20 protein-coding genes and 2 pseudogenes are annotated in these 23,099 nt (G+C 62.2%); 19 read left to right on the top strand and 3 right to left on the bottom strand.

Features of this window, described 5'->3' with window-relative positions:
• Positions 1–209 precede the first annotated feature (209 nt).
• The 4 genes from AU187_RS26135 (at position 210) to AU187_RS12505 (ending at position 3,117) form a co-directional block, all read left to right on the top strand.
• A complete protein-coding gene (locus AU187_RS26135; protein WP_353612194.1) occupies positions 210–590 on the top strand; it encodes an acyl-CoA thioesterase in 381 nt (126 codons plus the stop codon).
• 352 nt (positions 591–942) lie between these two features.
• Positions 943–1,302, top strand: coding sequence for an acyl-CoA dehydrogenase family protein (locus tag AU187_RS12495; protein WP_059100805.1), 360 nt, complete (start codon positions 943–945; stop codon positions 1,300–1,302).
• A 244-nt stretch (positions 1,303–1,546) separates the two neighbouring features.
• Positions 1,547–2,110, top strand: a complete 564-nt coding sequence (locus AU187_RS12500) for an acyl-CoA dehydrogenase family protein (RefSeq protein WP_172800241.1) — start codon at positions 1,547–1,549, stop codon at positions 2,108–2,110.
• Positions 2,111–2,127: 17 nt separating this feature from the next.
• Positions 2,128–3,117 carry an acyl-CoA dehydrogenase family protein gene (locus tag AU187_RS12505; RefSeq protein WP_059166799.1) on the top strand — a complete coding sequence of 330 codons (990 nt, stop codon included), beginning with the start codon at positions 2,128–2,130 and terminating at the stop codon, positions 3,115–3,117.
• 76 nt (positions 3,118–3,193) lie between these two features.
• On the opposite strand, the gene cei is transcribed toward AU187_RS12505, so the two are convergent.
• On the bottom strand, positions 3,194–3,886 hold the full coding sequence (cei, locus tag AU187_RS12510) for an envelope integrity protein Cei (RefSeq protein WP_059101118.1): 693 nt from the start codon (positions 3,884–3,886) through the stop codon (positions 3,194–3,196).
• A 233-nt stretch (positions 3,887–4,119) separates the two neighbouring features.
• Positions 4,120–5,277 (bottom strand): acyl-CoA dehydrogenase family protein, encoded by a 1,158-nt coding sequence (locus AU187_RS12515; protein ID WP_059101117.1) that lies wholly within the window; start codon positions 5,275–5,277, stop codon positions 4,120–4,122.
• Positions 5,278–6,139: 862 nt separating this feature from the next.
• Between AU187_RS12515 and AU187_RS26140 the strand changes: the two are divergent.
• The 7 genes and pseudogenes from AU187_RS26140 to AU187_RS12550 form a co-directional block, all read left to right on the top strand.
• A pseudogene (locus AU187_RS26140) lies at positions 6,140–6,361 on the top strand (transposase); the annotation flags it as partial.
• A gap of 63 nt (positions 6,362–6,424) precedes the next feature.
• Positions 6,425–7,359: pseudogene (locus tag AU187_RS26145) on the top strand (IS3 family transposase).
• Positions 7,360–7,636: 277 nt separating this feature from the next.
• Positions 7,637–8,041, top strand: a complete 405-nt coding sequence (locus AU187_RS12530) for an SCP2 sterol-binding domain-containing protein (RefSeq protein ID WP_059101116.1) — start codon at positions 7,637–7,639, stop codon at positions 8,039–8,041.
• Between the two features lie 5 nt (positions 8,042–8,046).
• A complete protein-coding gene (locus tag AU187_RS12535; protein ID WP_059101115.1) occupies positions 8,047–9,588 on the top strand; it encodes an acyl-CoA synthetase in 1,542 nt (513 codons plus the stop codon).
• Positions 9,585–10,844: a cytochrome P450 gene (locus AU187_RS12540; RefSeq protein ID WP_059101114.1), complete on the top strand. Its 1,260-nt coding sequence runs from the start codon at positions 9,585–9,587 to the stop codon at positions 10,842–10,844. The genes AU187_RS12535 and AU187_RS12540 overlap by 4 nt, the downstream gene beginning before the upstream one ends.
• 12 nt (positions 10,845–10,856) lie before the next feature.
• On the top strand, positions 10,857–11,642 hold the full coding sequence (locus tag AU187_RS12545) for a coniferyl-alcohol dehydrogenase (protein WP_059101113.1): 786 nt from the start codon (positions 10,857–10,859) through the stop codon (positions 11,640–11,642).
• Between the two features lie 562 nt (positions 11,643–12,204).
• Positions 12,205–12,408 (top strand): ferredoxin, encoded by a 204-nt coding sequence (locus AU187_RS12550; RefSeq protein WP_353612195.1) that lies wholly within the window; start codon positions 12,205–12,207, stop codon positions 12,406–12,408.
• A 78-nt stretch (positions 12,409–12,486) separates the two neighbouring features.
• Here the strand turns inward: AU187_RS12550 and AU187_RS12555 are convergent, their stop codons facing one another.
• Positions 12,487–13,518, bottom strand: a complete 1,032-nt coding sequence (locus AU187_RS12555; protein ID WP_172800242.1) for an NAD(P)H-dependent flavin oxidoreductase — start codon at positions 13,516–13,518, stop codon at positions 12,487–12,489.
• 196 nt (positions 13,519–13,714) lie between these two features.
• Between AU187_RS12555 and AU187_RS25000 the strand changes: the two genes are divergently transcribed.
• The 8 genes from AU187_RS25000 (at position 13,715) to AU187_RS12595 (ending at position 22,907) form a co-directional block, all read left to right on the top strand.
• Complete coding sequence (locus AU187_RS25000) at positions 13,715–14,167, top strand: pyridoxamine 5'-phosphate oxidase family protein (protein ID WP_172800243.1); 453 nt, start codon at positions 13,715–13,717, stop codon at positions 14,165–14,167.
• Positions 14,168–14,334: 167 nt separating this feature from the next.
• Entirely contained in the window at positions 14,335–15,489 is a 1,155-nt protein-coding gene (locus tag AU187_RS12565) for a thiolase family protein (protein WP_059101111.1), read from the top strand.
• A gap of 29 nt (positions 15,490–15,518) precedes the next feature.
• Complete coding sequence (locus tag AU187_RS12570; RefSeq protein WP_059101110.1) at positions 15,519–16,358, top strand: enoyl-CoA hydratase/isomerase family protein; 840 nt, start codon at positions 15,519–15,521, stop codon at positions 16,356–16,358.
• A gap of 228 nt (positions 16,359–16,586) precedes the next feature.
• Entirely contained in the window at positions 16,587–17,345 is a 759-nt protein-coding gene (locus AU187_RS12575) for a TetR/AcrR family transcriptional regulator (RefSeq protein ID WP_082683924.1), read from the top strand.
• Positions 17,346–18,215: 870 nt separating this feature from the next.
• Positions 18,216–19,445 carry an acyl-CoA dehydrogenase family protein gene (locus tag AU187_RS12580; RefSeq protein ID WP_231740395.1) on the top strand — a complete coding sequence of 410 codons (1,230 nt, stop codon included), beginning with the start codon at positions 18,216–18,218 and terminating at the stop codon, positions 19,443–19,445.
• Positions 19,438–20,445: an acyl-CoA dehydrogenase family protein gene (locus AU187_RS12585; protein WP_059101108.1), complete on the top strand. Its 1,008-nt coding sequence runs from the start codon at positions 19,438–19,440 to the stop codon at positions 20,443–20,445. The genes AU187_RS12580 and AU187_RS12585 overlap by 8 nt, the downstream gene beginning before the upstream one ends.
• 35 nt (positions 20,446–20,480) lie before the next feature.
• Complete coding sequence (locus AU187_RS12590) at positions 20,481–21,236, top strand: enoyl-CoA hydratase-related protein (RefSeq protein ID WP_231740394.1); 756 nt, start codon at positions 20,481–20,483, stop codon at positions 21,234–21,236.
• Positions 21,237–21,923: 687 nt separating this feature from the next.
• Positions 21,924–22,907 (top strand): Rieske 2Fe-2S domain-containing protein, encoded by a 984-nt coding sequence (locus AU187_RS12595; protein ID WP_172800244.1) that lies wholly within the window; start codon positions 21,924–21,926, stop codon positions 22,905–22,907.
• Positions 22,908–23,099: the final 192 nt, after the last annotated feature.

Here is a 23,099-nt window from a genome sequence, read left to right on the forward strand (position 1 = left end):
CTGCAGCATTAACTGAGAACGGATCAAACTAACCCCGACTCGAGAACCGGGTGGACTCAGTATCGGGGACTCGCCAGGCACACGGAAACAGAGCCGAATTCTCGTCCACACACCCCAATGATCTACCGCGCACAGGCTTGCCCCATCCGGCCCGCGCAGTACCGCCGGACACCTTCGACGTCAGGTACTACGACACATGGGACGACGATGTGTTCGTACGGAGACTGTGGTTTCGTGCGATCGCACCGCTTCCACCGGACATAGGTGTTCATGAATGCGTGGTGGCCTTCATCAGCGACCTCTATTTCTTCGAGCCGCTCGTCGTCCAACACGGTTCGAAGGCGAACGACCGCAATCTAAAGTACGCAACTGCTCAGCACGCCATGTGGTTTCACCACTCCCCGCGTGCGAACGAGTGGCTCGTCATCGAATCGAGTTCACCCGTGAGCTGCGGGGGAAGAGGACTGGTGGCAGGTGAGATCCGCACCATCACAGGAGAGGTGGTCGCCACCGTAGTTCAAGAGGTCGCTGTGCGAATGGACCCCGTGCGCGGACCTTCTGCCGGGTCGGCGGAGGCAGATCACCGATGATCGAAACCGCCATCGACCGATAGGTCAACGCCATCGACCGCTCGGATGCCGGGTGCGCCCGAGCAGCCGTGTCGTGGACGTCTACGTCGGTCGAATCAGTTCCGGTGCAGCATCCTCGCAAGCGTTCACGGGGCGACCCGACATGCCGCGGCTGGGGTGGCATCGGGGCGGGCCATCGCACGAACAGCTTGATCTCCGTCCGCCGATTACCTGAATGACTTCGCCGGATTATCGTACGTTCGATCAATTGCTGTACAATGGTCACCTGGCGCGCAGTGACGCGATAGGAGCGAGCCCTGTGATGACATGAAAATGCGTCCGCCATCTCAGTCCCAACGGTCACGGTGTGGCGATGAGCATCGGCGCGGCCGGTCCGACCCTCGGGCAAGGTGCTGACGGGACTTCTCCCGGCCTGCAGGCGGAATTGATTGACTGGTTGCGAATCAAGGATGGTCTCTTGCGGGAATTTCGCGAACCAGTGGACACCCTGGCGGAAGACGTTGAAGGGCTTCGCCGTTTTCAGCAATTACTATATAACGCCGGCTGGCTGCGGAAGGGCTGGCCGGCACAATTCGGCGGCCTCGGCGGTTCGGCGCTCGATCGCGGAATCATCGCCGAAACGCTGACCGCCGCAGGATTTCCCTTGCCTTTCTCATTCTCCATGATCGAGGTCTCGCCCCGGCTGTGCTTCGCTTCGCCGATGCGCAGTTAAGCGAGAGGTTCCTGCCCCGTGTACTTAGCGGCCAGGACACCTGGTGTCAGGGCTTCTCGGAACCCGAGGCCGGCAGCGATCTGGCGTCGCTACGTACGGCCGCGGTCCAGGCCGGCGACGATTTCGAGGTGACCGGCCAAAAGATTGGACGAGCTTCGCCCAATTCGCTGACCGATGCGTCCTGCTTGCGCGTACCGGCGCTCGAGAATCCGGGCATCGGGGCATCACAGCCTTTTTTATGGACATGGACTCGCCCGGAATAGAGGTGCGACCCGTTCGATCGGCCACCAGTGAGGATGAATACTGCGAGATCTTCCTCGATCACGTGCATATCCCGCGACACCGGATAATCGGTGACGTTGACGGTGGTTGGCCGGTCGTCATGTACGTGCTCGGATGTGGACGCGGTGTCATGGCGTGGCAACGTGCGACATGGCTATTGAGCCGGTTCCAAGACCTGCTCGCGGACTGTGGATACTCTCTGGACGAGAGCTCGGCTGGGCAAGTATTAGCTTCACTCTACGGATTTCGGCTGCGAGCGCGCGACATGTTGCGCCGAATGGCCGATGGTGAAGTGCCCGGCAGTGGCAACTCGATCGACAAGTTGTTGATGTCATCGTCGGAACAAGCGCTTTTTGACCTGGCCCTAACTGAGCTTCGCACGCAAATCGTCTTGACACGGGGACTGTTGGCCGACCGGTGGCGTTCCGACTTCATCTACTCACGCGCTGCATCGATATATGGAGGGACATCCGAGATTCAGAAGAATGTCATCGCCGAACGACTCCTCGGGCTACCTCGTAGCTGACGGTAGAAAGGCGACCTATGTACGACTCTGATCTGGTCCTCATCGAAGACGGCTTGCGTAGGGTGTTGATCGATGGCGGCACCGATGACACTCCTGGTCGCCTGGTCGATTTCGGATGGTTCGAGCTCTTCGGCGAATATCCGGGTACGGCCATCCGGCTGATATTTGGTCAGCAGGGGAACCAATCTGCCAACTGGTCGGCCCTTGGGCTCGTCATGTCTCTGAGCGTCGGCGCTCCGATATCGACGGTCGTGCGAGATGAGACAGCCACGGCTCTCGTGCTGCCCGCACTCTGCGCCTCGACGGCGCCTGCACGGAGCACAGCCGATGCCGATGTGGTTGATGTCGACGGCATCGTGCTCGGAGCGCCGCCAGACCGTCTGCTCCTCCTCTGCGACTTCGGTGACCATCATGCCTTCGGAGATCTGGAAGTGTGCGACGACCTGATTAGCCCGGTTGGCGGACTAGATCCGGAGCTCGGGCTGCGCCGCGTCGCCGGTCTCGCACGGTTCACTCCACGACCATTGGAAGAGGGCGTCGAACCAGTGGCGGCGTGGCTGCGGGCGGTCTCGATGGGGCGATTGGGGCTGGCTAGCGAATTGACGGCGATAGGCGGACGCGTGTTGCGGCGAGCCGTCGATCACGTGGTCACCCGACATCAGTTCGGTCGTGCACTTGGCACATTCCAAGCTGTGCAGCATCAACTGGCGGAGGTTGAGGTCGAACTCGCGGTAGCTCGATCTGCAGTCAATGAGGCTGCGGCCGCTGGTGATGACGTCTCTGCGACGCTCGCGAAACTGCTCGCCGGTCGAGCAGCATCGCGGGCGGTCGGTCGCGCACAAGAGGTGTTCGGCGGCATTGGTTTCACCTGGGAGCACGGATTGCATTTCGACCTGCGCCGAGTCATTGCGCTCGATGCGTTGTTGGGCAGCTCGAATGACCTCGAGCGGGAGATCGGTGACCAGTTGCTTCGTACCCGAAGGGTCCCCCGACTCGCAGCAGTGTGAACCCCACGATGTTGCCACGAATCAACGAGACCCTGCGAGTGCTCCGCTGGCAGCCGCGGCGAGCAGGTTGAAGGAATCAGCAGGTGTTCGAGTGGATGCGGGCCAGCAGAGACGGGTCGGGTGGTGTGGTCGCATCCGGGCGCAGCGCGCCCAACGCGACATCGATGTCGTCGCTACGGGCCAGCCCGGGAAAGTCGGTGCCGAGCGCCAGATAGACGTCGTCGCCGATGGCCGCGTTTGCCGACTCTAAGAGCTCAAGACACGGCGCGAGGAGCCACACCGTGGCCGCCGCCGCCCGGCCGGCGGGAGTGCTTCCGAACCGAATCTGGCCCGGGCACGTGAGCTGGCTGCCCGCATAGATGCGATCGTTAGCGGCGGTGGGGTGGCCAACCCCGACTCCGAATCCAAGGTTGCGCAGTTCGCTGGCCACTTGGGCGGCTTGGCCGCCTGACTGCTGCTCCCATGTTGGCCATGTCGTACCGTGGGCGTTAAGTACTCGGACCCTTATGTCGGATACCTTCGCGGGGGCAACGTCGGCCATGATGGCTGGCGAGATTTGCGTGCCCAAAAGTGACTGGTCCACCGCCGGCTCCGGTGGCGGGTTGCACCCCGGAGCCGCGTGGCTGTTGCCCAGGCGGGTGAGGGCAATCGCCCAGATGACCGCTGTGATGACGGTTACAGCCGCGGTGCGGTGCATACCGCGCAGAAGGTCGTCGTGCCGCTGAAAGGATCGGCGATTGATGATGCCGCGTGCGGTGATTCGAGACACATCTGCACTGTAGCGCCGGCGCCGGTGAGGGTCAGTGTGAAGTCGTGAAAAGGATGATGCGTGATTTCGAATTACGCAGTGATCGCCACATGTCGTGGAGGAGCCACGGGGTGGGGAATCTCGGTGAGCGTCAGTGGAATTTCGGTGAGCGCGATCGGCCAAACCGGCCTTTTTTCTACGTCGGCGCGCTTCAGCAATGGGTCTCACGAAGTACGGGGCAACCGCTGGTGTAATCATATGCCGCCGCGGGCCACCAGTTGCCCCGCGATCACGTTGCGTTGGATCTCGTTAGTGCCCTCGCCGACGATCATCAGGGGAGCGTCGCGGAAATAACGTTCAACGTCGAATTCGGTGGAGTAGCCGTAGCCGCCGTGAATGCGGACCGCATTGAGTGCGATCTCCATGGCGACTTCGGAGGCGAACAGTTTTGCCATTCCGGCTTCCATGTCGCAACGTTCGCCGGTGTCGTAGCGGTCGGCGGCATAGCGGGTGAGTTGGCGTGCCGCGGTCAGCTTGGTGGCCATGTCGGCCAAGTAGTTCCCGATCGCCTGGTGCTTCCATATCGGCTGGCCGAAGCTCTCCCGCTGCTGGGCGTAGCTTAACGCGTCCTCAAGGGCGGCCGTAGCGACGCCCAGCGCTCGCGCAGCTACCTGGATACGGCCGGTCTCGAGACCTTTCATCATTTGCGCGAACCCGCCTCCGGGCTCGCCGCCGAGGATCGCCGAGGCCGGCACACGGCAGTCCTCGAAGGAAAGCTCACACGCCTCGACGCCCTTGTAGCCCAGTTTGGGTAGATCCCGCGATACGCTCAGCCCGCTTGCACACGACTCGACGAGCACCACCGACATTCCCCAATGCCGGGGGCTGGCCTGCGGGTCGGTCTTGCACAACAGCGCGATCAGACCCGAACGGCGGGCGTTGCTGATCCACGTCTTGGTGCCTGTGATCACCAATTCGTCGCCGGCTCGGCGGGCAACGGTAATCATATTCTGCAGATCCGAGCCGCCGCCGGGCTCGGTGAGCGCCATCGTCGCGCGGAGCTCGCCGGCCGCCATCGCCGGCAGGTAGGTGCGCTTCTGTTGGTCGGTGCCAAAGTCTTCGAGGAGCTTGGCGACCACCGTGTGACCGCCCATTGCCCCGGCCAGGCTCATCCAGCCGCGCGCCAGTTCCTGGGTTATCGCGACATAGCACGCCATCGACACCGGTGAGCCGCCGTAATCCTCGCCGATGGCCAGCCCGTAGATGCCGATCTGTTTCATCTGGTCGATCCACTCTTCCGGATAGATGTTGGCGTGTTCGACGTCGCGCACGGTCGGTTTGACCTCACGGTCGATGAACGCGCGCACGGTGCTGACGAGCAGCGTCTCATCTTCGTTGAGCGTTGTGTGCACTTGGCCGCTCCAAAATCCTCATATGGGTGGCCATACCGGACCGCGGCGGCCACAACTCCATCACGAATGTCAAGTGTGAGTTTGTAGCAGTGGGCGGGTCGCCGCGCAGTGGTTGATTGAGACGTTGCGTCCACCCATCCGCTCGGCTGCAACGATTAATGCCCTTCCACAATTCGGCCCGGAACAACATCGACTTTGACTGGCCCTTAGCGGCAGCGTCGGCACCTCGACTGCGTGCGTTCTTTGCGCTCGAACTCGAGTAACGGGCCTGCCTCTGCATGCAACTGAATCGAGTACATTCCCGTGAATTGAGCTTGCCGCTTGTGCCGCAATGCACCTGTCCCTGGAGGATGTCTTTGTCCGCGCGAGGTTCTCTTGAGCAACGCGCGCGGTCGATGGCCGTGGGCAAGCCGTCGATAGCGGCGGCACTATCGCTTGTCGTTTGCTCTGCGCGTAGGTTAGCGAGGGACCTGCAGCGAGAGCCGCCACAAATCGGGCTCGGGCCGTTTCGGCGCCGAACGCGCACGGTGATGGCATTAGCTGATCAGTCCGGTTCGGCGGCGGCAGGTAGAACCGGATCCTCAGAGACTGCCACTAATTAATGTCCTTTCCGTCGACGGTTAGCACCGTCCGATCACAGGAGCCAAGACGACGCGTTGTCGCACAGTTACCGAACGCTCGATCAGTTTATGACTGCTGGACGCCGATTTCAAGAGATCGGGGTGCGGACCCACCGAAGCCATCAACCACCGCCTAGAAGCGCTGCCTGCGACGCATTCGGGTTCCGCAGATATCACCTACTGGGTGAGCTGCCCGATGAGGTTCCCCCGAGAGCGTGGAGGCATCGGCAATAGGGGTCGAGATGCCAGAGAAACGCAAGAAGTACGACCGGGAGTTCCGTGAGGGTGCTGTCCGGATCGTCGAAGAGACGGGCAAGCCGATCGCCCAGGTCGCTCGTGACCTGGGGGTGCATGAGGGCACGCTGGGCAACTGGGTGGCACGTGCGCGGGAAGCCCGCGAGGGCCGCGGTGAGCTGACCCGCGACGACGTGGACGAGTTGAAGCGCCTGCGTAGCGAGGTCGCCGAGCTGCGTATGGAGCGCGATGTCCTCAAGCGATCAGTGGTCCTGTGGGTGAATGAGGACGAAGTGAGCGTGGCACGCTTCATCGCCGACCAGAGGACCAAATACCCGGTGCCCCATACATTTACCTGTGCACTGCTGGGGATCAGCGTGTCCTGGTTCTACAAATGGCTGGCGCCTGCCTCCGGTGATCCCGACGGGGTGCACACCGGCACCGATCGGCGCCGCTGCCAGCTCGACGAGGCGGTGCGGACGGCATTCGGGAAGGCCAAGGGATTGCACGGGTCGCCGCGGTTGGTGGCCGATCTGCGGGATCTGGGGTGGACAGTGTCGGAGAAGACGGTCGCCGACTCGATGCGCCGCCAAGGCCTCATCGCGCGCAAGATCCGTCGTCGCGGCGGGCTCACACGGCAGGATAAGACCGCACCGAAGTTCCTGACCTACTCAAACGTAACTTCACCGCGTTGGCTCCGAACACCAAGTGGGTTGGGGATATGACCGAGATTCCCACCGCGTCGGGCAAGTTGTACTTGGCGACGGTGATCGATCTGTACAGCCGCCGACTGCTCGGTGCGGCGACGTCGCGGCATCCGGATGCCAAGCTGGCGTGTGCCGCTATGGAGATGGCTGTGGCCGCCCGTGGTGGCTGGGAGGCGATCTGGTGCGACGACGAGGCCCAGCGTGTCATTTTCCACACCGAGCGCGGTGCCACCTATACCGCCAAGGACTTCCGCGCGCTGTGCACCAGGCTCGGTGTACGTCAGTCGATGGGGCGGGTGGGGTCGTGCTTCGATAATGCCGCCGCAGAGGCGTTCTTCTCCTCGTTGGAGTGGGAAGTGCTGTCCCGCAACGTTTTCAGTGATACAGTACAAGCGCGGGCTGTGGTCATCGACTGGTGCTACACGTTCTACAACCATCAACGACACCACAGCGCCGCCGACGGGCTGTCACCCGTCAACTACGAGATCAGGGAAAACCAACAGAAGCCGGAAGCGGCTTAAGAAACCCTCCACGATCTCGGGGGAACCACACAGGCGAACCCGGACCAGATGGCTGGAGTCGGCGATGGCTACCACTCCGTCGTTGGTCACGGCCCTGCCGATCTTCACCGCGCCCCTGGGACGTCCCACGGCTGTGCCGTCGACGCCACCGCCTTTGCTCGGTCCTCTGGCCAAGCGACCTACCAATGAGCTACACTACTGGTCGAACGTTCGATGGGTAGAATTGGCGGACACGGATCGCCGCAACAACCACCCAGTCGTGATTAAGGGGGTAGCTGTGGGCTTCAGCAATGCTGCAGAGGTCACTAAGTACATCGGAGGGATCTTCGATGACGCCTTCGCGGATCCGGAGATCGGTCCTAGGCTCGCTGAGGTGGGGTCGGTTGTCGCATTCGACTTCAGCGACCCCGATGCGTTCGTCCTTGTAGACCTGGCGAGCAAGTCGGTGCAAGACCATCTGGCGGATGGGCAAACGCCGGCTGCCACCCTGTCGATGACGGCAGACACCGGTAACGCGTACTGGCAGGGAAAGGTAAATCTGCCTTTGGCCATGGCCAAGAAGAAGATTCAGGTTGAAGGTAACGTCGCAAGCCTGCTGAAGTTGGCACCGCTGAGCAAGAAACTCACTGCTCATTACATCGAACGGCTGAAGAACGACGGTCGCGACGACCTGATCGTCTGATCGCGATGTTTTCCGGTACCCACGTACAGTCAAGACCCGACAAGCCGGCCGTCATCATGGCCGGCTCGGGGAGGACGACCACTTACTGCGAACTCGAGACCCGGTCAGGACAACTAGCCTGGGCGCTTCACCGCCTCGGACTGCGCAAAGGCGATGTGGTGGCGCTGCTCTCGGACAACTCGCCTGAAGCGTTTGAGGTTTACTGGGCTGCAGTACGGTCCGGCCTGTACATCACTGCCCTCAACTGGCATCTAGCCGCCGACGAAGTCGCCTACATCCTGGTGGACAGTGGCGCAACGGCCGTCATTGCGTCGGCGGGTGTGCGGCCACTGGCTGAGCAGGTCGCGGCATCGGTTCCATCGGTGGCGCACTGGTACGCGTTCGGCGGTGAGATCGACGGCTTCGGTAACTACGGCGAACTGCTCGAGTCTGCCGGGGCATCACGGCTGGCCGATCGACCCCGCGGAACGGACATGCTCTACTCATCGGGTACCACCGGCCGACCCAAGGGCGTCAAACCTCGGCTGCCGAAGGGGCAGGTCGATGAAGAGGCCGATCCGATCTCACTCCTCTTGCAACACGCGTTTGGAATGGGCGCCGAAGATGTCTATCTGTCTCCGGCTCCGATTTATCATGCCGCCCCGTTGAAATGGTCTGCCGCTGTCCAGGCGATTGGCGGAACGGTGGTGATGCTGGACAGATTCGACGCCGAGGCAACGCTGGCGGCCATCGAGAACTTCGGTGTCACGAGCACGCAGATGGTGCCGACCATGTACATCCGGATGTTGCAGCTGCCCGACAGTGTGCGCGCGAAGTACGACGTGTCTTCACTTCGCATAGCCGTGCATGGAGCGGCGCCGTGCCCACCAGACGTGAAAGACGCGATGATCGCTTGGTGGGGGCCGATACTCGTGGAGTACTACGGTGCCACCGAAGGACACGGCAGTACCGTCATCACAACCGAGGACTGGCGCGAGAAGCGCGGGTCGGTCGGCAAGGCGGTACTAGGTGACGTGCACATCTGTGACGACTCCGGGGCTGAGCTGCCTGCCGGCGCGGTAGGCACGATCTATTTCGAGCGCGACGAAGCGCCCTTCGAATACCACAACGATGCCGAGAAGACCGCTGAGTCCCGTCATCCTGAGCACCCGAACTGGACAACCGTCGGCGACGTTGGCTATTGCGACGACGAGGGGTATTTGTTCCTCACCGACCGCAAGGGATTCATGATCATTTCCGGGGGAGTAAACATCTACCCACAGGAGGTGGAGAATGTCTTGGCGATGCACCCGAGCATCCTCGACGTCGCCGTGATCGGTGCACCGGACACCGAGATGGGCCAGCAGGTTAAGGCGGTCGTGCAACTTCGCGACGGCGTTGCGCCGTCCGACGAGCTAGCCGATCACATCATCGGCTACGCGCGGGAACGTATTGCCCACTTTAAGGCTCCCCGGTCGGTTGACTTCGTCGAGTGCCTGCCGAGGTTGGCGACCGGAAAACTCGCCAAGAGAGCTTTGGTGGATCGCTATTTGGAGGTAAACCGATGACCGTTTCCGCCCCGCACTCGGCTCGTCCCTACGATCCGATATGTATTTCTCCGCTTGACTTTTGGGCGCGCACTGCCGAGGAGCGCGAAGCCTACTTCAAGCTTCTGCGCGATGAGCGACCGGTCAGCTGGCACCCACCGCTCGAAGGCGCCATGATCCCACCAGAGATTGACGGCTTATGGGCGGTAACCCGACATGAGGACATCAGCTATGTAAGCAAGCACCCGGAGATCTTCTGTTCGAGCAGGGGTGTCATGATGGAATCGACACCCGACGAATTCCTCTACGCGGCTACGTCTTTCCTTTCGCTCGACCCACCACAGCATGGGCATGTTCGGCGGCTGATCAGTTCGGTGTTCACTCCCCGCCAGATCGCAAAGATTGGTGACCAGATCAACAATCAGGCCGTCCAGATCGTCGACGACTTGCTCGCGACCAACGGCGGAGACTTCGTCCAGCAGGTGTCCAAGCGCCTTCCGATGTGGACGATCTACGAGATGATCGGCCTTCCGCTGGAAAAACGCGACGAAGCCGCCCACCATGCCGATGGGAGCGTGACGTGGGCCGACCCAGACGTGGCGGCCGGCCGGGAACCAGTACAGGTCGTCAACGATGCCCTGGTGGCACTGCTCGCGATGGGTCTCGAACTCGCCGAGGAACGTCGCGTCAAGCCGACCGATGACCTGATGTCGCTGTTGGTGGCGGCAGAAATCGACGGCCACAAGCTCACCGACGACGACCTCGGCGCCTTCTTCGTGTTGCTGTCAATCGCCGGCAACGACACTACGCGTAACACAACAACGCTGGCCGCAATGGCCCTACAGGACTGCCCAGACCAACGGGCGCTGCTGGAGAACGACTTTGACCGTCATATCAAGACGGCGGTTGAGGAATTCATACGCTGGGCGTCACCCGTGATGACGTTCCGCCGCACCGCCACCCGCGACACCGTCCTTCGTGATCAGCAGATCAAAGAAGGCGATTGGGTGGTGCTGATCTACCCGTCGGGTAACCGTGACGAACGGGTTTTCAGCAATCCCGGTACCTTCGACATCCGCCGTAACCCCAACCCGCACGTCGCATTCGGGGGTGGCGGCCCGCACTACTGCCTGGGAGCATTCCTGGCGAAGATGCAGCTCGAGGCGCTCTTTCGGCAGCTGATCTTGCGTGCTCCCAATCTACGTCTGGGCCAGCCCAGCCTTTTGACGGGCAATTTCGTCTACGCCGTCAAGTCGCTGCCCTACACCCTCGACTAGGAAGGACGAGACATGTTCGCGGGAAAGCGCTACGTCGTCACCGGCGCGGCATCCGGAATTGGCCACGCAACTGTCTCAAAGCTGCTCGCAGTCGGTGCCGATGTCTACTCCCTGGATCGCAACGAACCGACAGCAGCGGTCACCGGCCACATCGCTGTCGACCTTGCAGATCCGCGAAGCATCGACTCGGCCCTCGAACAGTTGCAAGGTGAGTTCGACGGTCTCATGAACGTCGCGGGCATTCCGGGCACGGCACCGTCGGCACAAGTACTCGCGGTCAACTGCCTTGCCGTGCGCCACCTCACCGAAGCGTTTTTCGGCCTGCTACGACCCGGCGGCACAGTGACAATCGTCTCTTCGACAGCCGGCGTCGGCTGGCCGCAGCGTCTCGCGGCTATCCGCGACCTCCTCTCCACCGACACCTTCGACGACGGCGCCGCCTGGTTTGAGGCCCACCCTCAGTGCGGCAACGCCTACAACTTCTCCAAGGAAGTCAGCACTACCTACGTACTGTCGATGGGCCTGGCCTTGGCGCAAATGGGCTTCCGCATCAACGCGGTAGCTCCGGGGCCAGTGGAGACGCCGATCCTCGCCGACTTCGAGAACTCTATGGGCAAGGAAGTTCTGGACGGAGTCAAGGGCCTCCTCGGGCGACATGCCACACCAGATGAGATAGCCGACGTTGTCGTCTTCCTGGCCTCGGATGCCGCTCGGTGGATCAACGGCCAGGTGATCAACGTCGACGGCGGGATCACCGGCGCTGTCCTCAGTGGAGTAGTCCCGGCACCAGAAATCTAGCCGGACGTAACGATGACCCGACGCGTCTACCTGGACGGCTGCTTCCCACACCGACGAGCTCATGACGACCTTCGCGAAGATCCGGCAGGCGGGCGCACACTTGCAGCCGCGTGGGCGATCAGCGCGACCGAACGCAGGTCATCGCCGGTGGCGGCTGGGACGTCACATCCCTGCGAATCGAAGCGACTATCATCGTCGACCAGTCACCCGGCCCGGTTCCGCCAATCGCTTCCATCGAATCCATCACTGCTGCAGTTTATTTCACAACTGTGCGGCCAAAACCCTTGGCGCTATCTGCATTCTCGCGATGCCCAGCGGACGCGACAGCAGGTCAATCGCATGCCCGGAGCTGCGGTGATCAATCACGTTGCCTCGCACTTCCCGCGCCATCATTGTCATTCGGCGGGGCCGGGCCTAGCGGAATGCATGCCTATCACCGCCGCTGGGGATTTGAGACCTTCACCTACCGCCGCTGGAGGTTGTCGGAGTCGCCATGGCCCGATCCGGGAGTCATCTATTCGCCTTACTCTGGTCGAACAACAAGGATGTTGCGGAGGTTTTTATGATCCGTCTGCGGGTGGACCCCACTGTGTGTCAAGGCATCGGACTGTGCGAAATACTCGCTCCAAGCCTCTATGAGGTGGGTGACGACGGTCAAGCACACTTGCTGAAGGACGCGGCGTTGGCCAGCGAGTTGCCCGACGCTGGCGAAGCCATTTCCCAGTGCCCGACCGGCGCCCTATCCCTGGAGCGGGACGACAACTGACGGAATGGACACCTCGGTGGTACGGGCGCCCAAGGCCGGCGTCGGTTCGGTACCGAATCACTGGGAAGGCAACGAATCTTAGTTTACCACGACGTTCTCGTAGCGGTCTCGCAGAATGGTTTCGGCTTGCTCCACCGTCCGCACGATGACCTCGCGTGCGGACGGTGAATCGGTGAGAGTACCGCCCACCTGGCCGATCGACACGATGCCAGACTCGAGGTCGCCGCCGAGCAAGCCTCGTTGTGATGCGCCGAGCACCTGTGCTCGTTTGAGCAGCAAACTGAACGACGGCCCGCCGGCCAGACTAGCGGCGGCCATCTTGGCCATATCGCGTGGTTTCAGGCCACGTTCCCGATGAACCGCCAGGGCAGCCCGCACTCCGGCCAAGACGCCGCGTGCAGTGAAACGACGCGCGCCTTCAGCGCGTATGACACGCGCCCCCCAGCCGTCTATTTGATCGCTATAAAGCGTATCCGAGTGTCCCATCGAGCGAACCGCTTCTTTCGTCCTGGGGTGCAGTGGACTTTCTCTGGTCACCGCAAAACGGCTTCCCATAGAAACGCCCTCCGCACCGAGTACCAGAGCTGCGGCAAGGCCCGCGCCGTCACCGAATCCGCCTGCACCTACCACAGGGATGGATACACTTGCTGCCACGGCGGGCAACAGCACCAGCGAGGACACATCGCCGGCATGCCCACCCCCTTCGTGCCCGGTCACAATCAAACCGTCGGCGCCCTTGCGTTCGGCGCTGAGCACATGTTTCACCGACGTGACCGTCGCCAGCACCACCGCCCCAGCATCGCGAATCTGTTGGGCGACTTCGGCGGAAAAGCCCATTGACACATTCACTGCCGAGATCTGGTGCTTGAGCAGGACCGCCAGATTCGCCGGCGCAGTGGCGAATTGCAACGTCACGTTCGCTCCGAATGGCCGATCGGTGCGCCTCCGGATCGCTAGCACCGAGCGCTCGACTTCTGCTGGCGTGAGGGGAGCGGTCGCCAGCAGACCGAAACCTCCAGCGTCCGAGACAGCGGCAACCAACCCCGGGTCAGCCACAAAACCCATCGCCGCAGAAAGGATGGGGTGCTCTATTCCGAGCAGGTCGGTCAAGCCCGTCCTCATGGGATCGCTCCTCACGCGTCCGAGGTGCCGGTCGATGAATCGAAGAGCCTCCGCGCACTTATCGAACGTACGCTTGATAGTATGGTGTCGCAGCGCCGCTGTCTACGACCCGGGCGGCCACCGGCATAGCCCGCGAGGCAACTGCCGACGAATAACCGAGAAACGGCCGAGGATGGTTGCGCACATGGGGTTTCGATTGACCGACAATGAGGCGTGGGACATGATCGCCGCCGCACGCAGTGGAGTGCTGACCACGCTGCGCCGTGACGGTAGACCCGTACCGCTGCCCGTGTGGCACGTCACCGACCATGAGGCGATATACGTGCAGACCCCGTCGCGGTCTAAGAAGCTGCGCCGCATCGCGCACGACCCGCGCGGCTCATTTCTGGTGGAGGAGGGGGCGGCTTGGGCGGAATTGCGGGCCGTCGTGCTGCCAGTACAATGCCGCACCCTCACCGACGTGGCGCAGAGCGCCGAACGGCTGGCCGCCATCGCCGAGAAGTACGCCGATCACACCATTTCCGCCGAGCTTCTCCCACCTCCGGTCGCTGCCAACTACGCCGACATGGTCGTCGTCGAACTCGTCCCCGATGGGCCGCCGTTGAGCTGGAACAACGCGGCACTCCTGGGCAAGTAGTTAACGCCGGACTGTCCTGGCGCTACGGACCGCCCTGGGGGCCGACGGGCCGATCCGCTTGCCGGTGGTGAGTCTCCACGCCTTGTCGACTCTTTAGGAAATGGTGTAGCTTCGGCTGCGGCCCACTACTTAACGAGCGTTCGGTTAGTAAAGGAGATTTGGTTCCCGTGGCAGATGTCGCCATTGTCAGTGCACGCCGCAGCGCGGTCGGACGCCGTGGTGGATCGTTGGCGAAGGTGCATCCGACCACCTTGCTCGGCGCCGTAACGCTCGCGGCCCTCGACGAAGCTTGCGTCAATCCCGCCTCAGTTGGCCAAGTCATCGGCGGTTGTATCGATCAGGTCGGGGCCCAAGCGGCCAACGTCACCCGGATGGCGTGGTTGGCGGTCGGCGGCCCCATTCACACGCCGGCGAGCACGGTGCACAGTGCGTGCGGATCGTCGCAGCAGGCCTTCAATCTTGCCGCCTCGCTCGTCGCTGCCGGAACTGAAGACGTTGTCGTGGCATGCGGTGTCGAGCTGATGAGTCTCATCCCTCTCGGGTCCGCGATACTCGATGGAGAGGCTGCCGGACATGGACTTCCACAGTCGGGAGGATATGATGAGCGTTACGGCCAATTGGATCAGTTCGCCGCCGTTGAGGCGTTGGCAGACAAGTACGGCGTGAGGCGCGAGCAAGCCGATGAGTACGGTCTGGAATCCCAAAGACGGGCGCTCATCGCAATTGAGGAGCGCCGCTTCGGCCACCAGATTGTTCCCATCACGGTCGGTTCGTCGACCACGGCGGTGTTCGACACTGACGAGGTACCCCGGAATACCGACATCGCCACCTTGTCGGCCCTCAACCCGGTGGTCAACGGTGGCATTCACACCGCGGGCACAAGCTCGAAGATCGCCGATGCGGCAGCAGCGGTTGTCCTGATGAACGCCGAACGTGCTACCGCGGAAGGGTTGACGCCCCTGGCGCGAGTGCACTCGACGAGCTTCGTGGGATGCGATCCGCAGATCATGCTGGAAGGCCCGATCCCTGTCACTGCAGACCTACTCAAGAAGGGCGGTATGACGATCGATGACATCGACATCTTCGAGGTAAACGAAGCCTTCGCCGCGGTGGTACTGGGTTGGCAAAAAGTGACCGGCGCGGACCCGGCGCGCACAAACCCAAATGGCGGTGCGATTGCGCTCGGACATGCGCTCGGTTCCACCGGCTGCGTGCTAATCACCAAGGCCGCCCACGAGATGTCGCGAACGGGCAGCGAAACCGCGCTCGTCACGATGTGCTGCGGCGGAGGCCTCGGCACCGGCACACTGTTGACGGCATGACTGCATCGACTGAGCGTTCGCACGGCGATGTGATCGTCGAGCGCACCGACGACCACCTCCTTCTGGTACGGCTCAACCGGCCCAGGCTGCGCAACGCGATTGGTGGCACGATCCCGATAGCGATTCACCGGGCACTCGACGACGCCCAGCATGACGACGACATCCATGCTGTGGTGCTGGGCGCAACGGGTGATCACTTCTGCGCCGGCGCCGACCTCACCGGCGTGGATGCCCACGGGTCCCACGACATCAATGAACTCGTGCATGCCGGCGTGCTTGGGGGCGATCATGGGCTTGGGGACTCCTCACCGAACGAGCGGCGTCTGGACCCGCTTGGACCAAGTCGGCTTGCTGTGCGGTTCCTGACCCTCGACAAGCCAATCGTCGCCGCGCTTCACGGCGCCGTCGTCGGTGGCGGGCTTTCCCTTGCGCTACTAGCCGATGTGCGCGTCGCAGCAGAGGACTCCCGGTTCAGCGCGGGGTACATCGATGCGGGTTTAGGGCCAGAGCTTGGCCTTAGCTGGCTGCTTCCACGCATCGCCGGACATGGCGCCGCAGTGGACCTTCTTATCGGGGGATCCACCATTGGCGCCGCCGAGGCACACCGTCTTCGGATCGCCGACCGACTAGTGGGGCCGGGCCAAGCCTGGGACGCAGCCGTTGAACTCGCGCGCAAATATGCGGCACAGCCCAGCTTGGCCGCTCAGCTCACAAAGCGGGCTCTACGATCCGCCTGGACAACTTCGGTCGAAACGCACATGGTCAACGAATGGACCAGCCAGAGGTTCCTGTTCACAACGGATGAGTTTCTCGGCCGCCTCACCGCATTCCAAGAACGCCATCGAGCTGGGCGTCAGCAGAGCGGCTAGCGCTGCCAGGCCGGCGTCGTCCACCGTGACAACGAAGTGGCCTACCGAAACGAATGGTCGTACGTTCGATAGACTGGCTGCCGTGGTCCACCGTCAACGGCTTGCTCGTTACAAGGTTCCGAAAGGCATCACCATCGCCGTCCACGTGAGCTCAATCCTGCGGGAAGCCGGACCAGCGCGTCGACGAACAATGACAAATGAAAGACTTTCGAAAGGCACAATGACGTCATGACACGAGACGGTCAGCCACGATCGAAAGCGGCGGCGTCCAAAGCGCCGACGCGCCCACGCCGCGGCACCAATGGCGAGGTCACCGGTCGTCGCAAACAGGCAGCGAAGCCAGAACCCATCGGCGGTTCGCGGACAGGCGCGCATGGCGCAAAGGCCAGCCCAGCCGGGCTTGCCACGTTGCGCGAGGTGGCCCGTCGTGAATTCGCTGCGCGAGGCTACCACGCCGTATCCATTCGTGATATGGCGAAAGAAGCCGGACTTAGCCTATCGGTGATTTATCACTATTACGCCACCAAGCAAGAGCTGCTCTTCGATGTCCTCAACGAAGGGATAGACAGTTTCCATGGCGTACTGGCCCGGCATGCATGGCCGGATGCCTCCTCAGATCCGGTCGAGCGGTTCCTCATTCTGGTGGCAAGCATGGTTGAGTATCGAGCGAAGCTACCCATCGATAGCATGTTGTTCATTCGAGAGGTGCGAAACCTAGACCCCGAGTACGCCCAGCGAATCGCCGCCCGGCGTTCGGCAAGCCAGAAGTTCTTCGACCAGGTCATCGGCGAGGGTATTGATGCCGGCGTGTTCAAGACCCCGTACCCCGACGATGCTCGTCGCGCCATCATCGCCATGCTGAACGTGATCCCCGACTGGTACCGGCCGTCGGGGAAGTTAAAAATAGACGCGCTCACCGCCAGGTACTCCCGCCTTGCGCTGAGCATCGTGGAATACGACGGCGACCTGGATGCGCTGCCGAAATAGCCGACCTGGATGGATCGCTGTGCTGCTTGTGCGGCCGCGCGCGATTCGGCGACCGGACCAATGCCGATGGCGCCAATCCTGGTCGACATTGCAGCACGCGCCTGCATCAGGCAGAGAACCTGTGTCGCTCGACCCCGATCCGGTCCGTCATGAGCAACGTGTTGCAGCACTGCGGCTCGCCTAGCTGCAATCAGATGTGTTGCAATTCGACATCATCCGCGCCCAACACGCTTTCGACAAGCGCTCTAGCTAGTCAAAACACCGCTGGCCGCGCCCGCGCCGTTCCCTGGCCCTCATAGAGCCAACGTCTAGCTAGGCCACGGCGCTGAGCTTGGACGGCACGTGGAGAGGGTCCTGGAGTCCCGTGCAGAAATGTCCACCATGTGCGAGCGCAGCGTACGACTAGACGACGTCAATGATCGGAAGCAAAAATCGGTGCATGCCGCTTGCATTTGTCTTCGGAATCTGATTCGATAGTTAATCGAACGTTCGCTCAGTGCGACGACTGCCGAGGCGCCCACGTCGTAGGTGCCGAATTGGTCAGTGGGCCAGCCACATCGCGCACGGTGCTGTGGTGGCGCCAAGTCGAACTGCGACTGATCGGAGATACCGTGGCGGCAGAGGATCCTGACCGGATGATGGAGATGGCAGGTGGACATGCGCAGCTACCCGAGCACGTCTGTCAACCTAATGGAGCTAGGCGGTCGGAATAGGTTGGCGTAACGGCGATGATGCTTACGGGATCGGTGATCACACACCTGCTGCATCACCAGTCCGTGTCGGGCTTCTTGCGAATAATCCGCTAGGTGAAGGGGTTTGGAATGTCGATGTGGGCTGAACTGAGATACGCCCGCGCCGCGGTGGTGCAACATGGTTGACGCTGTAAGCATCGACGGCCCGCCAGGTGTCGACGAAAGAGCACACGACAGTGGCGATTTCGACGCCTTGAGTGACGATCAGATGCGTTCGACATTTGCCGAGTGGTTGACGGCAAATAGCAGCCAGCTCAGCGAATTTCGGGAACACCTGGACAGCGTTGCCGACCAGGTGGCTCGTCTACGGCGATTCCAGAAAGCCCTCTACGACGCCGGCTGGATGCGCAGGGGTTGGCAGCTCGAGTTCGGTGGCCTCGGGGGATCTGCTTTGCAGCGCGGAATGTTCGCCGAAGTCCTCACCGCCGCAGGGTTTCCGTTGCCCTTCTCCTTCTCGATGATTGAAGTGCTGGCACCGGCGGTGCTTCACTTCGCGGACCCTGCGTTGAACCGTCGCTACTTTCCGCGCGTGTTGAGCGGCGAAGACACCTGGTGCCAAGGGTTTTCCGAACCAGAGTCCGGTAGCGACCTGGCTTCACTACGCACTGCGGCGATTCCCGCCGGCGACGGGTTTACTATCACGGGGCAGAAGATCTGGACCAGCTTTGCTCAGTTCGCCGATCGCTGTGTACTCCTTGCACGTACCGGGGACAGAGAGTCGGGTCACCGCGGTATAACGGCGTTCTTTCTGGATATGGATACACCGGGTATCGATGTACGGCCGATTCGATCCGCGACCGGTGACGAAGACTACTGCGAAATGTTCCTCGACGGTGTTCATGTTCCCGGGGAACGTGTGATCGGTCGCGTCAACGGCGGTTGGCAGGTTGCAATGTTCGTGCTCGGATGCGAGCGCGGCGTTATGGGCTGGCAACGCGCCACCTGGCTGCTGTACCGGTTCGCCGACCTTCTTCGCGAGGCCGAGGAAGTCCTGGACGACAACGCCGCCGGACGGGTGTATGCGTCCTTGTACGCAAACCGGTTACGCGCTCGAGAAACTCTCCAACGCCTCGCCAGCGGCGCGATACCGGGTTCGGAGAGCTCAATCGACAAATTGCTGATGGCGTCGTCCGAACAGGCGCTATTTGATCTAGCGCTGAGCGCACTTCGGCCGCAGATAGTGCTTGGCAGCGACGTCAGTGCCCAGCGTTGGCGAGCAGACTGCATGTATGCAAGGGCAGCGACCATCTACGGCGGCACCTCGGAAATTCAGAAGAACGTCGTCGCTGAGCGGCTGCTGGGTTTGCCGCGCGCAGGCAGGCCAGGCAAGGGGAAGTCAAGTGGATAATTCTGAATGGAGTCTGCTTGACGAAGGGCTCGGCAGGCTCCTCGACGTCAGCGCTCCCGAGGATGTTGGCACCCGGCTGGACGAGTTCGGCTGGTTCGCGCTGTACGAGGAAGACCGCGGAGCCGCCGTCCGATTGCTGTTTCGACGGCACGGGATACAACAGCGCAGCATGCCGATACTGGCGCTTGTCATGGCTCTCGCGCTCGGGGAATCGCTGTGGCGGCGACTAGATGGCAGTCGCGAGACCGCCGTGGTCCTGCCGGCGTTGGGCGAAGCTACGCCCCCGGGTACTAGGCGCGCTGAATCGCCGACGTCGATTGATGTCGATGGCATGATCCAGCACTCCAACGCACAACAGTTCCTCGTAGCGGTCCAGATCAACGGCTGCTATCAAGTCGGCGAGTGGATACCGCACGCTGATCCGCTCATCTTCGCCGACGGTCTGGATCCAGACCTTGGATTGCATAAGGTTGTCGGCGGCGGCGAGTTTCATCCGTTGGCCGCCGAAGATGCCGCTGAATCGGGACGCTGGGAGGAAGCCGTCGCGCTTGCCCGGGTTGGGCTTGCGAGTGAGTTGACGGCGATTGGTGAGCGTGTGTTGGACCGGGCCGTCGAGTACGCACGCACACGGCAGCAGTTTGGCAGCGCGGTCGGCTCCTTTCAATCGATTGCCCACCAATTAGCTGAAGCCAAAGTCGAACTGGAAGCGGCTCGGGCAGCAGTCGACGAGGCGGTCGCTGATCAGAGCGTCAGGACCGCTGCGTTAGCCAAGCTGCTGGCTGGCCGAGCGGCGATCCGTTCAACAGCAAGAGCACAGCAAGTTTTTGGCGGTATCGGCTTCACGTGGGAACATGGTCTGCACTTTGATGTCCGACGGGTCGTCGTCTTGGACTCCCTTCTGGGAACAACAGCGCATCTGGAACGCGAGGTCGGATTCGCCATACGCAATGCACCATCGGTATTTGACCTGGGTGGTGCTGTCGGCGCCGAAGCGCGGTGACCGCGGATGCGGCGAGGACCGCCGAGCCAACTATCTTGGTCGAACCCCGCGACGCGGCACTGCGGATCACACTGAACCGCCCGGACGTGTTGAACTCCGTGGACGCCGCGATGTTCACCACCATCACCACAGCGCTGGTCGACGCGGCCCGGGACAGTGACGTTCGCGTCGTCGTGGTGACCGGCGCGGGGCGCGCGTTCTGTTCTGGCGCCGACATCGGCGCAGGGTCCGACCCGGGAGGGGGCGAGGACATACTCAACGCAGCTAATCGCACGATCCTGGCCATCCGAGCGCTCGAGAAGCCGGTCCTCGCTGCGGTCAACGGTCTGGCTGCCGGTGTCGGCGTGTCTCTGGCCGCCGCCTGCGATCTGGCCATCGCCGCGCCGAACGCCTACTTTCTGTTGGCCTTCTCCAACATCGGACTTATGCCCGACGGGGGAGCGACAGCTCTTATTCCCGCGGCCATCGGACGTTCCCGCGCGCTGCGCATGGCGTTGCTGGCCGAACGGGTCAGTGCTGCAGACGCTGCCCAGTGGGGCCTGATCAGCCACATCGCCGAAGGCGAGAGGTTCGGCGAGAACGTCGACGCGCTGGTCGCGCGGTTGGCCGCAGGGCCGCCGCTTGCCTACGCGGAGACCAAGCGGGCCATTAACGCTGCGACGGTCGACCATCTCGCTGCAGCGATCGATCGCGAGTCGATGGGACAGGACCGACTGGTGCGCAGTAGTGACTTCCGCGAAGGCATCTCAGCGTTTCAGAGCAAGCGGCGACCGTCGTTCGGCGGCGCGTGAAAGCGCCGCGCGGATGGCGTAATGATTGCCTCGCGTTGCTGTGGCACGATGCTCGACTCACGGCGGTATGGCCAGGGCGCCCACGCCGAACCGTTGCACAGGCAGCTCACCTGTTTTCAAGGTGCGCTATCTGGCGTGGTCACCCGCGTGCAACAGCGATCCGAGCCGGGAAATGCACCGCAGTGGGCGACCTGCGCTTCGACGGGCTGATCACTCGGAAATACAGTCCCAACGATCAACTCCCCCTCTGACGATCGCTGAGGGCAAGCGCACTCGCGGCGTCATCAAGTTCTGCTGCAACTATTAGACATCACCAAGTCTTGCGGCCGGATTCCGAGAGCACCGCACCGCGCAACCCGGGCCAATTGCGTGCCGTCACGGTACAAAGCACGAACACTGTTGCCGATTCCATTTCGATGGACCATCTGCTATAGTCGATAAATCGAACGTTCGCTCAGTAGCTGACTGGGTCGCCGCACGGAGTATCTCCGTCGGGCCCCGGGTCGACCTCGGGCGAACGCGCGTAATGCTGTGTCACCGGCGACCGCGGCAATCCGACTTGCCGCTGCACCGGTGAGTCAACCAACAGACCGAAGCAGTGCAGAACAAAATGGGAGTGATGCAATGACCGGAGGACGAAACCGTAACGGGTTCCCCAGTTCTCGCTTTCCTGAGGGATGGTTTCCGGTGTCCTGGAGTCATGAGCTCGCGGCTGGCGAGGTTAAACGCCTCCACTACTTCGACAGCGAGCTGGTGCTGTGGCGCGGCGCCAACGGCGAGGCCTATGTACAGGACGCCTTCTGCCTTCACCTCGGCGCCCACCGTGGAGTCGGCGGTTGGGTCGTCGGCGACGACCTGGCCTGTCCCTGGCATGGTTGGGAATGGGACGGCGACGGACACAACACCCGGATCCCCTACTCCGGGGAGGGCTGCAAGCCCAAACTGAAGATCCGCACCTATCCGGTGCGCGAGTGGTGCGGCACAATCGTGATCTGGTATTCGGAAGATTCCGACAAACAACCGTCGTGGGAGCCACCTTTGGTGCCCGAGTACGGCCGTAAAGACTTCTTCGACATGCATCCCTTCAGTTCGAAGGTGCACCGCACGAAGACCCATGTGCAGATGCCCATCGAGAATGCGGTCGATCCGGCGCACATTGCCTACATCCATGGCGCGGGCGAGATCCCCAAGCAGGTGAGCTTCCACTCGGAGGGACCCTGGTTCCAATCCAACGTCTCAGTCGTCTACGGCGCCGGCAAGAAGAGCACCGCGTTCACCCCCAACGGTCCCGTGGAGGCGCTGGTGGAGATGAACACCTACGGCATTGGGCTGTCGCTGATCCGGTGGGTTGATCCTGTTCCAACGATTCAGGTCACCGGCTTCATCCCCGTCGACAATGAGTACATCGACTACTACTTTGCCCAATGTTCTCAACAGCCGGAGGGTGCGGATCCGACCAAGCCCGAAGGGCCCGGCGTCAGGTTCGTCCAGGTCCAGCAGAAGGTCATCGAACAGGACTTCCCGATCTGGGCGAACATGACCTACCTGCAGCGCCCGCACTTCGCCGCTGAAGAAGCCAAGGCGTATTCGGCCATGCGGCGTTGGGCGGCGCAATTCTATCCCGCCGAGGATCACGACAGGATGATCGCGATGGCCGGCGGTCCGGAGTAGCCCGCCATCCTCACCTGCCATGTCGTCATCGAATGCATGCCCGACGATATGCACACCACCGGGTCAACAGTGGCTCACTCGTGCCGGGATGACTTCAGTCGAAGGCATCTCACCACTGCGCCAGCGTCGTGAAACGCCTTGGCCGACCGGAATCAATCACTTACAGGAGACCTGATGGTGAACGGAGCGGTT

The sequence above is a fragment of the Mycobacterium sp. IS-1556 genome, from assembly GCF_001499985.1.
In the GTDB taxonomy this organism is placed as follows: Bacteria; Actinomycetota; Actinomycetes; order Mycobacteriales; family Mycobacteriaceae; genus Mycobacterium.